General features: G+C 60.4%; 11 protein-coding genes. 8 read left to right on the top strand and 3 right to left on the bottom strand.

Going from position 1 to position 13,230, the window contains the following annotated elements:
• Positions 1 to 86: 86 nt before the first annotated feature.
• Positions 87 to 878 carry a 4Fe-4S binding protein gene (locus tag QUW00_RS05040; RefSeq protein WP_289613296.1) on the bottom strand — a complete coding sequence of 264 codons (792 nt, stop codon included), beginning with the start codon at positions 876 to 878 and terminating at the stop codon, positions 87 to 89.
• Between the two features lie 303 nt (positions 879 to 1,181).
• On the opposite strand from QUW00_RS05040, the gene QUW00_RS05035 reads away from it, so the two are divergent.
• The 7 genes from QUW00_RS05035 to QUW00_RS05005 all read left to right on the top strand — a co-directional run bounded on the left by QUW00_RS05035 (position 1,182) and on the right by QUW00_RS05005 (position 9,783).
• A complete protein-coding gene (locus QUW00_RS05035) occupies positions 1,182 to 2,249 on the top strand; it encodes an HNH endonuclease (RefSeq protein WP_289613295.1) in 1,068 nt (355 codons plus the stop codon).
• Positions 2,250 to 2,260: 11 nt separating this feature from the next.
• Positions 2,261 to 2,671: a peptide deformylase gene (locus tag QUW00_RS05030; protein ID WP_289613294.1), complete on the top strand. Its 411-nt coding sequence runs from the start codon at positions 2,261 to 2,263 to the stop codon at positions 2,669 to 2,671.
• Between the two features lie 337 nt (positions 2,672 to 3,008).
• Entirely contained in the window at positions 3,009 to 3,896 is an 888-nt protein-coding gene (locus QUW00_RS05025; protein WP_289613293.1) for a DUF5131 family protein, read from the top strand.
• A 271-nt stretch (positions 3,897 to 4,167) separates the two neighbouring features.
• Positions 4,168 to 4,452 carry a type II toxin-antitoxin system RelE/ParE family toxin gene (locus QUW00_RS05020; RefSeq protein WP_289613292.1) on the top strand — a complete coding sequence of 95 codons (285 nt, stop codon included), beginning with the start codon at positions 4,168 to 4,170 and terminating at the stop codon, positions 4,450 to 4,452.
• A 175-nt stretch (positions 4,453 to 4,627) separates the two neighbouring features.
• On the top strand, positions 4,628 to 5,185 hold the full coding sequence (locus QUW00_RS05015) for a ferritin family protein (protein WP_239458225.1): 558 nt from the start codon (positions 4,628 to 4,630) through the stop codon (positions 5,183 to 5,185).
• A 606-nt stretch (positions 5,186 to 5,791) separates the two neighbouring features.
• Positions 5,792 to 6,655, top strand: a complete 864-nt coding sequence (locus QUW00_RS05010; protein ID WP_289613291.1) for a transporter substrate-binding domain-containing protein — start codon at positions 5,792 to 5,794, stop codon at positions 6,653 to 6,655.
• Positions 6,656 to 6,666: 11 nt separating this feature from the next.
• Positions 6,667 to 9,783 (top strand): mechanosensitive ion channel domain-containing protein, encoded by a 3,117-nt coding sequence (locus tag QUW00_RS05005; protein WP_289613290.1) that lies wholly within the window; start codon positions 6,667 to 6,669, stop codon positions 9,781 to 9,783.
• A gap of 137 nt (positions 9,784 to 9,920) precedes the next feature.
• Here the strand turns inward: QUW00_RS05005 and QUW00_RS05000 are convergent, their stop codons facing one another.
• On the bottom strand, positions 9,921 to 10,838 hold the full coding sequence (locus QUW00_RS05000; RefSeq protein WP_289613289.1) for a LysR family transcriptional regulator: 918 nt from the start codon (positions 10,836 to 10,838) through the stop codon (positions 9,921 to 9,923).
• 254 nt (positions 10,839 to 11,092) lie between these two features.
• A complete protein-coding gene (locus tag QUW00_RS04995) occupies positions 11,093 to 11,494 on the bottom strand; it encodes a hypothetical protein (RefSeq protein WP_289613288.1) in 402 nt (133 codons plus the stop codon).
• Between the two features lie 247 nt (positions 11,495 to 11,741).
• On the opposite strand from QUW00_RS04995, the gene QUW00_RS04990 reads away from it, so the two are divergent.
• On the top strand, positions 11,742 to 13,061 hold the full coding sequence (locus tag QUW00_RS04990; protein WP_289613287.1) for a putative ABC transporter permease: 1,320 nt from the start codon (positions 11,742 to 11,744) through the stop codon (positions 13,059 to 13,061).
• Positions 13,062 to 13,230 lie beyond the last annotated feature (169 nt).

Below are 13,230 nucleotides of genomic sequence, written 5' to 3'. Positions count from 1 at the left end.
GTCTGCCTTAGAGCAGGTGAACGACTGTCAACCTTTGTTTGTCCAAAGCCATTCGCGGTCAGCGCGCAATAGGCTAACGGGACCTTCTACCCGACGATGTAGGACTCGACGCGCGGCGCCAAGCGCTCAGCGAAGGCCGCGCGCATGGCCGCAAGGTCTTCGCCGCCCGTGAGCGAACGGGCCCCGGCGGGACAGCCCACGATGCAGCGCATGCAGGTGATGCAGGCGTCCGTATCGGTTGAAGCGAGGTTCGCCGGGTCGATCGCGCCGGCCGGGCACTGGCGGGCGCAGGAGCCGCAGCCGGTGCAGACGCCCGCATCGGCTTGAGCCCGGAAGGGCGAGCCGGCAAAGTCACGATACGGGCGGTTGCCGGGGATGTCGGCCAGCTCGGCATCGCGGGCGTCAGAAATGCGGGCGAGCTTGTCGAGCACGGCGTGGGCAAGGTTATCGACCGCCTCAAGATCCGTCTTGTCGGGCCGACCCTTTGCAACATCGATCATCAGCGAGTGATGCGCACAGATGGCACCGAGCGCAACCGGGATGAAGCCGCGCTCGCGCACCGTGTCCGCCAGCTCGAGGAAGGTGTCGTCCACCGCGCGGTTGCCAAAGGTGATGATGAGCACGGTAGGCGTGTCGTGGCCCTCGCACCGCGCAAATTGCGCGAGCGCCGGCGCTGGCACGCGCCCACCGAAGGACGGCACCGCGAAAACAGCGAGGTCGTTGGGGTCAAAAGTGGGGACGTCGGAACCTGCCGGCGCGATGTCCGCGGCGCGGGCGGGGATGCCCGCCGCCTCGATCGCAGCGGTGAAGCGCTCGGTGATGGTACGGGTCGTCCCCGCGCCGGTAAAGTATGCGGCGGTGCAGGCGCTAATGTTCATGTTGTCCCCCATATCCCCTGTTCATCAGCAGTCGCCGACAAGCCATTCAAGCGCGATAAAGCCCCAGCGAAGCACCTTCTATACGCAACCATAATAGGGCGAAGCAACGCCGAAAGATCAATATCGTCGACGACTCGCAGCAACGCAAGAGTTTTCATCCCATTGAAAACTCTTGCGGAAATAGCAAAAGCTTTCAATGGGATGAAAACTCTCGCGCGAAAACATCTCGCCTGCACGCCCGCCCAGAGAGAAGAAGCATTACCATCCAACATGAGAGATCCCAATCGAATGGATGGACGACCCATGGCTATCGAAATCTACGGCGGCCTCGACCTATCGGTGGAACGCGCCGTCCGCAAAGCCCCGCAGGACTACGCTCCTGCATACGCATGGTTCATGGACCATGAGGGATTTATCGGTCCGCGGCCTTGGCGCGACCATACCCCCGCGAATATCGATATCAAGCTCTGCGCACAAAGCGGAATTCAGAAGCCGGCAGGTCACCCTTACGCCATCTCTATCTCCACGGCGGGCAACTCGGTGTATTCCGACGATACGCTCCATCATTTCGACGACGGAACGTGGATCATGGAGTATTGCGCGCACCGCCTCAACCTCGGACAGCGCGATTCCAACGTCGGCTATAACGACGCGCTCCGCCGTTGCTTACAGAGAGGACTGCCCGTCGGCGTCTTCGCCAAGGAAAGAGGCAGCGATTACCGCTGTCTCGGCCTTGCATTTGTCGAACGCTACGATTCGAATAGCGGCACGTTCTTGCTTCATGGTCCCGTGAGATCCGAGCAAGACGATCGACTCTCCCCGTTTTCCCAAAGCGAGAAAAAATGGATGGAGGATCGACTTGAGTCAGGCACGAAGACCCCTGATTTCCATGCAGACGAGATCCTCGATTTGCCGATCGATCCGCTATCCGATGACCAGGATGAACGGGAACGCGTGCTCGCATGGATTGTCCGCAGAAAGCGCCAATCCGAATTCAGAAAGCAGCTGCTCAATGCCTACGGCGGACGATGCGCCGTCACCCTTTTCGATGTTGAGCCTGCACTGCAAGCTGCGCATATTTCATCTTACCTTGGCCCAAAAAGCCAATCGGTCAACAATGGGCTTCTTCTTCGCGCGGACCTGCATATCCTATTCGACAATATGCTGATTTCCGTCAATCCTTCTGATTTCCACCTTGCCATTAGCAAGCAACTCGAAAACACAGATTACTCGGCCTTTGCAAACAGGCCGTTGACCCTGCCTCACAGCAAAAACCTTTATCCTGCAGAAGATAGATTGGCAGCGCACCACACTGCCTTCCTGCGACATGAAGCGGATCTGACTTCTGTCACTGATGCGGCTATCGTATAAAGGAGCCCCCGATGATCCGTCCCATCGTCACCTCCCCCATCATGCTGCGCATGCCGAGCGTCGATGCGACGCCGGAGGATGCGGCCACGGGCCAGGACCTGCTTGATACGCTGGCCGCGCATACGCACGAATGCGTGGGCATGGCGGCGAACATGATCGGGCAGCGCAAGCGCATCATCGTGGTGCAGGACGGACCCCGGGCGACACTCATGTACAACCCGGTCATCGTCGAGCGCGCCAACGAATACGAGACCGAAGAGGGATGCCTCTCCCTTCCTGGGACGCGCCCAACCACCCGTTACCGCCGCATCAAGGTGAGTTACCTCGACGAATCGTTCCAGCTGATCACGAAGACCTTCTCCGGCTACACCGCACAGATCATTCAGCACGAGATCGACCACTGCAATGGCGTGCTTATCTGAGGCGAGAAGCCACATGAAGCCCGAAAGGACAACACGAACGAGCGGCAGCCTTCCTGCGGCGGCAGCTTGCCCTCTTGTTTTTGCAGATTTTTCCTAGTTGTGTACCGCCTGAATTTTGACCCGTTCGGAGGGACACCCGATCGGCGACTTTTTCCAAGGATTGCAGCTGCCCAACTGTGCCGTTTTGGCCGGCATGAAAATTCACGTGTACATAACGCGTAAAAATCTGCAGAAGAGCAGGCACTGTCTGCCGTAGATCTCAGTGCGCCGCCGATATGCCACATGCGCTATCTTTTTCGCAGGCGTCAGCCCCGCACGCACGAAAGGAGGGCCTGCCATGCATGACATATGGAATCCCTGGCACGGCTGCACGCGTGTGAGCGAAGGCTGCGACAACTGCTACATGTATTACAACGACGAACGACGCGGCATCGACGGGTCGCGCGTCGTACGCACCAAGAACTTCGACTACCCCGTCCAGCGCACGCGCTCGGGGTCGTACCGCGTCCGCCCCGGCGAGCTCATCCGCGTCTGTATGACGTCCGACTTCCTCGTGCCCGAGGCCGACCCATGGCGCAACGCAGCATGGGACATCATCCGCGAGCGCCCTGACGTGCGGTTCTATATCCTCACCAAACGACCCGAGCGCTTTGCCGCCTGCCTTCCCACCGACTGGGGCGACGGCTGGGACAACGTCATACTGAACGTCACCTGCGAGAACCAGCGCCGCGCCAACGAGCGCATTCCCATCCTGCTTGCCACGCCCGCTAAGCATCGCGGCATCATGTGCGCACCGTTCATCGGGCCCGTATCCGTAGAGCATGCCGCGCCCGGCTGCCTAGGGCCCCACGGCATCGAGCAGGTTATCTGCGGTGGCGAGAACTACGGCGGGGCTCGCCCCTGCGATTTTGCCTGGGTGCGCTCCCTGCGCAGCGAGTGCGTGGCCGCCAACGTGACGTTTGCGTTCATTGAGACGGGCAGCGTGTTCGTGAAGGACGGGCGGACCTATCGTCTGCGCGGCAAGAAGCCGCAAAGCCAGCAGGCCTGGAAATCGGGCATGGGCTACCAGGGCACGCCCATCTCATGGCGCCTGACCGACCGCCTTGGCCTCGAGATCCCCGAGCAGGACCTCTATCAACCGGTCTATCACGAGCAATGCGGGCAATGCGGCAGCCGCCTGATCTGCAACGGATGCGGCTCGTGTGCTTCATGCTGGATGCGGTAGCTTGCCGACGTCATCGGCACGGCGACCGTCCGCTCGCACTGGCGCAGGAGACGTCTGCCGATTGAATCCGTGCTCGCAAGACCCCCACGCTGCTGTGTAAGGTTGCTGTTGGATTCCTACCTATATTCATCAGCAAATGTACGCGCTACGCTGTCCTCCTCCTATACACCAGCATATAGATATTCGCGAGGAGGGCTCCATAAGACCGATTCATAAGGTGCGAAAACGCAAAGAACAACGATGAAGTCATCGTACAATTCTTCAGCGAAACATGGCGCAGCTCGATATCGGCGAGATCGGAACCTATATCAGCGAGACCCCCGCGAGTCCAAAGGCGGCCAACCGAGCCGTCTCCGCAATCGCCAATCGGGTGAACCTCCTCGCTGCGTTCCCCCATTCCGGAACGCTGATTGAGCTGCCAGAATCTCCCGACGCCGAATACCGCCGCGTCTCGGCGCAGCACTATGTGATCATCTACCATGTTAAGGACGACGCGGTCTATATCGACCGTGTTGTGCACGAATCAAGCTCCTATTTCGATGCCCCGTTGGACTGAGAAGTTTTCCAAATCAAACATACTGTGAAGGTCCTGAGAACTTTTAGGAATCAGTCTCAATATGAGTCTGGTTCATCACGATTTGGTCATAATTCTAACTGTACGGCGTGCCGCCCGGAGAGGGTCCATACGGACCGGGAGCGCACGCAATCGCCTGTGATCGAAAGGGAAGATCATGAAGTTCGTTTGCCCCGTTTGCGGTTACGTTGAGGAGTTCGACGGCGATCAGCTGCCCGAGGGTTTCAAGTGCCCCCAGTGCGGCGTCTCCGGCGACCGCTTCACCAAGATGGACAGCGATATGACCTGGGCCGCTGAGCACGTCGTGGGCGTTGGCAAGCTCCCCGAGGTCCCCGAGGACATCGTCGCCGACCTGCGCGCCAACTTCGAGGGCGAGTGCTCCGAGGTCGGTATGTATCTCGCCATGGCCCGCGTCGCTCACCGCGAGGGCTATCCCGAGATCGGCCTGTACTGGGAGAAGGCCGCCTATGAGGAGGCCGAGCACGCTGCCAAGTTCGCTGAGCTGCTGGGCGAGGTCGTGACCGACTCCACCAAGAAGAACCTCGAGATGCGCGTCGAGGCCGAGAACGGCGCCACCGCCGGCAAGACCGACCTTGCCAAGCGCGCCAAGGCCGCCAACCTTGATGCCATCCACGACACCGTGCACGAGATGGCTCGTGACGAGGCCCGTCACGGCAAGGCGTTCGCCGGTCTGCTGAAGCGTTATTTCGGCTAAGTCGCAGCGTAACCACGCACGCACATATTACGTGCCGCCAGGGCGGTCCGGAGCAATCCGGGCCGCCCTTCTTTTGTGCAGCATGTCCGAGTGGACTTGCTAAGAGTCGGTCGCGTTCCCGCAGACTGGGAAAACATCCGCGGCGCCGAAATGCCGATTCCAAGCGCAGATTCGCCCCAGTCGACAGCCCGATCTACGCGAAGTGAGTGCTTCGATTCGCAAACGGCGAGTAGCTAGATGGACTGAGGGAACAAAAGCGCAGGTACATAAATTGCCACCCATACGGTATACAAAGGTTTTCCGAATCTACACACTCACTTCGCGAGTCAAGGCGCCACAAAGCAACAGAATCGCGGTAAGCGGCCGCCGAACGAGACTACGGCCGCCGAGGAAGGGCGGCACACCACGTTTCGAGACGCACCTCAAACTCCGAACGGAAGGACTGACTTCGGTAGCTGTAAGACCGTTTTGGCCATGCTGCCAACTGTCTAATCGCTCATCCTCAACTGTTTTTTGAACACTCCTTAAACCCTGCTCTTTTTCCCTGCTTGTAGAGATAATTAACAGGTTTGAAATAAGCTGCTCTGCACAAGCACAGGAGGGAAGATGCAAACAATTACACGGAGGCAGTTCGGGGCCGCCGCGCTCGCTGGCGTCCTCGCGCTCGCCGGGCTCGCCGGCTGCACCGATGCCGGCAGCTCGACGGGAAGCGCCAGCGGCTCGTCGCCGATAGCAACGACGGCAAGCTCCGACACCCTGCGCGTAGGCGTTCGCGCCGACATCGTCGGGTTCGGCTATCTCAACGAGAAAACCGGCAAGTACTACGGCCTCGAGATCGACATCGCCAACGAGCTGGCAAACCGTCTGGGCTACAAGAACGTCGAGTTCACGACGGTCCTGCCCGACAACCGCAAGGAGCTCCTGCTCGAAGGCGAGGTCGATGCGCTCGTCGCGTGCTACTCCATCGCCGATGCCCGCCTCGAGAACTTCGACTTCTCCCCCGCCTACTACGATGACAAGGTCATCGCCGTCGTCCAGAACTCGTCGCTGTTCGAGACGATCGACGACCTCAAGGGCTGCACGTTCGGCACCATGAGCGGTGCCAACGCCGCCCCGCTGCTGAACATCAAACTCTACGAAATCGGGTTCTCCGACGGCGAGGTTCGCTCGGCCAACGAGGACAACAGCGACGTGCAGTTCGATCACTGGCGTCTAGTTCAGTACCCTTCCTATCAGGAGCTTTCCGACGCACTCGAGGAGGGCGAGATCGACACGATGGTGCTCGACGGCGCCATCGCGCAGACCTACATGAACAACGAGCGCCACATCCTCGATGACTTCGTGGTCGAGGAACAGTCCTTCGGCGTCGCCACGCAGAAGGACTCCGAGCTCTCGCCCAAGGTCGCCGACGCCATCCAGGGCATGCTCGACGACGACACCATCGACACGCTCATCGACAAGTGGAACTAGGAGGCGTCGGCATGTCCAAACATCTTAGAATCAAGATTACTGCGTTGTTGATCGTCGTCGCAGCCAGCATGATCGTCATGGGCGCCCTGCTCACCAACATGCAAAGCTCGCTCAGCCACGGTAATTATGACGAGGAGATGAAACAGGAGGCCGTCCAGCTCGAACGCCTGCTCGCCGAGGCGGACGAGGAGACCGTGCAGAACACCGAGCAGTTCGACGCCATCTACCAGTCCAAGGCCGCTCAGGTCGCCTATATGGCGCAAAACGACGCCGGCTACGCCGAGACCGACGCCAAGATGGTCGAGCTGCGCGAGCTGCTCGACGTCGACAACCTGTTCGTCACCGACCGCGACGGCGAGGTCCTCGCGCAGTCCGGCGAGACGAAAGCCGATTTCACCTACGCGCGCTTCAACGCGCTGCGCGACACCTTCCGCACGCATGAACCCTCCGCTGCCGTCGAGATCGAGCTGCCCGAGCAGGACTGGCTCATGCGCTACTACGCCGACCGCATCGACGACGACACCATGGTGATCGTCGAGCAGAACCCGACCGAGCTGCGCGAGCTCATCGAGGCGACCGGCTCTACCGCGAGCGTGCTGCGCAACATCTCGATCGGCCAGCATGGCTACGTGTTCGCCGTCTCCGCCAAGGATTTGGTCATCTCCTATCACCCCGACGAGGACCTGATCGGCGCCGACGCGATCGACGCCGGCCTCAATGTCGCCGACCTCGAGGACGGCAACACCGGAATCATGAAGATCGACGGCGAGGAGCTGTTCTGCCGCGTCATGCTCCAGGGTGATACCTACTATATCTCCGCCGTTCCGGAGTCCGACACCGCCGCCTCCGGCAGCGTCACGGTCGGCGTCATCCTGTTCGTGTTCTTCGCGGTCATCGCCGCCGTCACCCTCTACGGCATCTTCGTGCTGCGCGACGAGGCCCGCCACGAGAGCGAGGAGGGATACGAGGAACACTATGTCGACCACGGCGCCTTCCGCTTCAACCGCTCCGTCGCCGGTAAGGCCGCCGTGCTCTCGATCGTCGGCTTCATCTGCGTGCTCGTGGTCTCGTTCTACATGCAGACCCTGTTCGCGCTGTCCTCACAGTCGCTCACCAACAACGAACGCGTCGAGCAGATCGCCTCGACCATCAAGCGCAGCCAGCAGCGCGCCGACGAGCTGACCGAACAGTACGGCGAGCGCTACCTATCCAAGGCCCAGGTCGCCGCCTATATCATCGATAACAACCCTGAGCTCGCCACCCGCACGAAGCTCCAGGAGCTCGCCGACGCCCTCCAGATCCAATACGTCTTCACGTTCGATGACCGGGGCGTCATGACCGCCACCAACTCCAGCTTCACCAACTTCACGCTGTCCGAGGATCCCGAAGAGCAGTCCTACGAGTTCCGCAAGCTGCTGCAGGGCGTGGAGTATCTCGTCCAAAAGCCGCAGCCCGACGAGGTTTCCGGCGAGCTGCGCCAATATATCGGCGTGACCACGCATGACAAGGAAGGCGAACTCACCGGCTTCGTGCAGCTGGGCATCCGCCCGACACGCCTCGAGAACCTGCTCGAGATCGTCCAGATCGGCAACGTCCTGGACGGCGTGCAAGCCGGCGTCGACGGTTTCGCGTTCGCAATCAACAAGTCCGACGGCACCTTCGCCTACTATCCGGACGACAACATGGTCGGCAAGAAGGCTACCGATTGCGGCATGGCCGAAGACGAGCTCAAGGACGGCTTCAGCGACTACATCACCATCAACGGCAAGCAGTACTACGCCTCCGCTACCGAGACGAGCGACTACTACGTGTTCGTCGCCGGCACCGAGGGCGCGCTCATGAACGAGCGCGCCCCGCTGACCATCACCACCGGCGTCGTCGCACTCGTGTGCCTGGCGATCGTGTTCTGCCTGCTCACCTTCGACACCACCATGCCCGCGGAGGAGCAGACCGCCGAAGGGAACGAACCCGAGGAGAACCGTGACAACAGCCGCATCGTCAACGTGAACGTCGGCGACCGCACGGTGCGCTCCGAGTCCGCTGCCAGCCGCTGGCTGAATCGCTCCTTCAACTGGGACGAGATGACGCCCGAGCAGAAGGTCGGCAAGGTGCTGCGCTGGTTCGGCAGCGCCGCGGTCATCATCGTGTTCCTGGCGATTATCTTCAAGGATGCCGTCTTCGGCGAGGACTCCCTGTTCTCCTACATCCTCGGCGGTTCGTGGGAGCGCGGCCTCAACATCTTCGCCATCACGGCGAGCCTCATGTTCGCCTGCGAGGCGCTGACCATCTCGGCCATCATCCAAAAGATCCTGCAGATGATCTCGAGCGTGCTCGATGCCCGCGGCGTGACCATATGCCGCCTCGGCGTGAGCATCGTCAAATACGCCGCCATGATCGGCATCCTGTACTGGTGCCTGGGCCTGCTCGGCGTCGACACCGCCACGCTGCTCGCCTCTGCCGGTCTTCTGACCTTTGCCGTCTCGCTCGGTGCCCAGGGCATCGTGTCCGACATCATCGCCGGCCTGTTCATCATCTTCGAGGGCGAGTTCCGCGTCGGCGACATCATCCAGGTCGGTGGCCAGCGCGGCACCGTCATGGAAATCGGCGTGCGCACGACCAAGATCAACGACGGCTCGGGCAACATCCTCGTGCTGCGCAACTCCAACATCTCCAATGTGGTCAACATGACCAAGGAGCATTCGTTCGCCGCCGTCGAGGTCGGCATCGAATACGGCGAGAGCCTGGAGCGCGTGGAGAGCATCCTTTCCAAGGAGCTGCCCAACATCAAGGACCGCCTGCCGGCCATCGTCGACGGTCCGTTCTACAAGGGCGTAACGATGCTCGCCGACAACTCGGTCAACATCAAGATCGTGGCCGAATGCGCCGAGAAGGACCGCGTCGTGCTCACCAGCGATCTGAATCGCGAGATGAAGCTGCTATTCGACAAGTACGACATCTCCATCCCGTTCCCGCAGGTCGTGGTCAACCAGCCGATTAAGTTCAAGAAGGCCACCGCCGCAGAGAAGGCCGCTGCCGACAAGTTCAATGCGGAGCAAAAGGAAGCCTTCAAGGCATACGTGGACGAGAACGAGGACTTCGACGACTTCAACGACACCGATCGTCACTAGGGCGACGCCGTCCGGCACCGTATGCTGAAAGGACCCTGGAACAACATTGGTTCCAGGGTCCTTTTCGTGTCGAATAGTCCGTGGTGCGGCGATACTCTGCCGACGGTATGCGGCCGATTTGTCGATTAGGGACGCCCTTACTCGTTGAACATCCTTTTAAGCAGGGAAAACTCCCTGGAAACAAAGCGATCGAGACGTTCGTACTTCTCGCCTTGCTTACCCTTGAGCGTCACCACGCATATGGGAATCGGAGGAGCATCTGCGGGATCGATCTTGTGCATGGCGGCAAGCGGTTTGATATCGAGCGCCTTGAGATAGACGCCCAGCACGTAGCCGTCCCGATACTCGAGGAAATCGGCAACCTCGGCGTCGGTTTGGATCTCCACCACATCCGAGCTGAGGCCGCTGCGTTGACATGCGGACAGAATCGTATCGTTAAATGAATCGATGTCTTTATTGAACAGGACCGGATAGGGCTCCAAGTCATCAAAGCTCACAAGGCGCTTGCGGCGAAGAGGATGCTTCTTGCCCATGAAGGCACCGACCGATACGTTGCCGAGCGCGCGGGTGACACAACGGGGATTCGAAAAAGCACCGATCGTAATGAGTGCGTCGATGTTGCCGGCACGCAGATCGGCCAGCGCATCGGCTCCCCTGCCGATTGCAATATGGGTCTTCGTGCCGATCATGTGGGAAATCAGTTGCGAAAGCGCGCTGCACACCAGCTCGTATTTTGCAAAGGGGGGCGATACGAGCATGATACGGAGGATCTGCTGCGACGCGTCGCCATCAGCCATGCCATACGATTCCGCCGCCCTGCCCACTGCATCGAAGCTCGCAACCGCCTCACGAGCAGGACCGACCATCGCTTTGCCAAATCCCGTGAGGGAAATACTTCTCCCCTCACGGAAAAATAGGGATTGCCCCAGCTCTTCCTCAAGCTCGATGATGGCCTTGGATACCGCTTGGACCGAAACGTCCTCGGCGCGAGCGGCCTCGGAAAAGCTGCCGTAACAGGCAGCGAGGTAGAAATACTGAAGCTGGCGGATGTTCATGCCTCAATCCCAACATGACACGTGCGCTTACGGCTGCGGAACAGCGGATCTCGGCGTATCGCCAGAATTCCGGTATTCTTCCTTAAGAATACGTCTCTTGCAAGATTCGGGATGATGGCGAGACGGCATTCGTCAACCAAGTATTGACGATAAGGCCGCTTCCTCATGAAGAACGGCGCCTGTCCGCACATCAATGCAGACAGGCGCCGTTACGGATTCGGACAACCGCGCGGCTTTCGGCCATCGACATCAGACTACTTGTCGCCGTTCAGAACGCGCGAGGCGGCGACGATCGCCACGAAGGAGAATACAGCGTAGATGAGGTTCATGTAAATCGAACCACCCTCACCGCTCCTGAACGTGAGGCCGATCTCGGCGAGGTTCAGCACGACGATGAAGGCGGAAATGTAGATGAAGGGCTTGAGCAGGTTGTCGTGCTTGGCGGCGCGCAGACCGATGATGCCGGCGACGACCATGAACAGGCCGATGATGGCGAGGATGATGCCGAACATCATGGCGATCTCGGTACCGTCTTCCATGCTGGACTCGGCAAGCGGTGCCCCGAAGAACATGACGGCAGCCGTTATCAGCGCGATGATGCCGAACACCAGATAGAACAGCCCGGTGCCCTGAACGATTCGACGATTCGGTGACATGTGTTTCTCTCCCTTTCCCGTGTGTTCGGACCTCCTAGGCCCAGTGAAAGGCATGACAGAGGATACACGCCTTTCGCAAAACCGCGTAATCGTATCGGGAGGTCGTTTCCTCGTCAAAGAGAACAGAAGATCGTCAACGAAATGGTTGACGATCGACGTGGGTTATCCGTATGGTTCGCGAACGTTATCCCCCGATACGGTACACTTTGATAGTTTGCATGCTTAACCTGCGGATAAAGGATCGCTCATGACCGATATCACCCCGTCCGACGGCAAGGGGGCCGCCCAGGGCGCCACCGCGAATTCCACGAAGGAAATCCCGCTCATTCTGAAGATCTACGGCTTCCTCTGCATGGCAGACGGTATCATCACCGTCCCGATGATCTTCATCTTCGGCGCGATGGTCATGTGGGCGCTGCAGACGAATCCCGAGCTTATCGCTGTCGGCACCGACCCGACCCTGCCTGTCGTGCTGCTCGCGATCTCGATCGTCGTCACGCTCGGTAACGGCATCGCGCTGATCATCTTCGGCCATTCGCTGCTCAAGGATCGCCGCCGCAACGCCGCGCGTTGGTCCTATGCGCTCATCGCGACCACGCTCGTGCAGATCCTTCTGCGCATCATGCTCGAGGGCATCGGCACGAATCTCATCCCCGACGCCATCCAGCTCGTCATCCTGCTCACCCTGTCGGTGACCGTCGACCCGACGCTACGCCACGAGCGCCATCTCGAGCGCACCGCACGCGATCTGACCGATCGCCAGGCGGCGCGCATGGGCATGCTCGGACGCGACCTCGAGGGCAAGGGCTACATCGAGCTCAACTTCTTCAACCTGTTCTGGGTATTCGTGGTCTGCTGCGTGCTCGGCCTGATCATCGAGACCATCTACCACATGGTCGTCGTCGAGCCGGGCGTATATCAGGATCGCGCCGGCATGCTGTTCGGCCCGTTCTCCCCCATTTACGGCTTCGGTGCCGTGCTCATGACCGTGGCGCTCAACCGCTTCTACAAGGCCAACCCCGTCATCATCTTCGTGGTGTCCGCCATTATCGGCGGCCTGTTCGAGGCGGCCGTGAGCTGGTTCATGCAGACCGGCTTCGGTGCCGTGGCGTGGGACTACTCGGGCTCCACGATCTTCGGGCTGTTCCCCGACCCGGTGGCCGCGCTGTTCGGCGGGCGCACGAGCACGCTGTTCATGTGCATGTGGGGCGCGCTCGGCTTCGTGTGGATCAAGCTCTGCCTGCCGTGGCTGCTCAAGCTCATCAACATCATCCCGTGGAAGCTGCGCTACTCCTTTACCGCCCTGTGCACTGTGCTCATGCTCGTCAACGGCGTCATGACGCTGCAGGCTCTCGACTGCTGGTTCGAGCGCCTGTCCGGCGTGGCGGGCACGACCCCGGTCGAAGCGTTCTACGCGAAGAACTTCGACGACGCCTACATGGCGCACCGCTTTGAGAGCATGACCATCACGCCCGGGGACTCCGGCCGTATCGACAGCGAAGCCGTAGCCGAACAGCCTGCGGGCGACGCGGCTGCCGCCGGGTCTTCAGCGCCCGCTGCCGTTTAGCTCAGACTGGACACGGGTCTTCGCCCGCCGGCTGTGTAGCGCTGGCTCGACACGGGCCTGTACTCGCTGCCGTGTAGCGCGGGCTCGACACGGGTCTGTACCCGCTGGCTGCATTTTGCGATTGCCGCCCGCCTCCGGTTCCTTCCGGAGGCGGGCTTCTTTTATGGAC

The organism is Collinsella tanakaei (assembly GCF_030373545.1).
GTDB classification, from domain to species: domain Bacteria; phylum Actinomycetota; class Coriobacteriia; order Coriobacteriales; family Coriobacteriaceae; genus Collinsella; species Collinsella tanakaei_C.
This window is presented reverse-complemented; position numbering and strand designations above follow the sequence as displayed.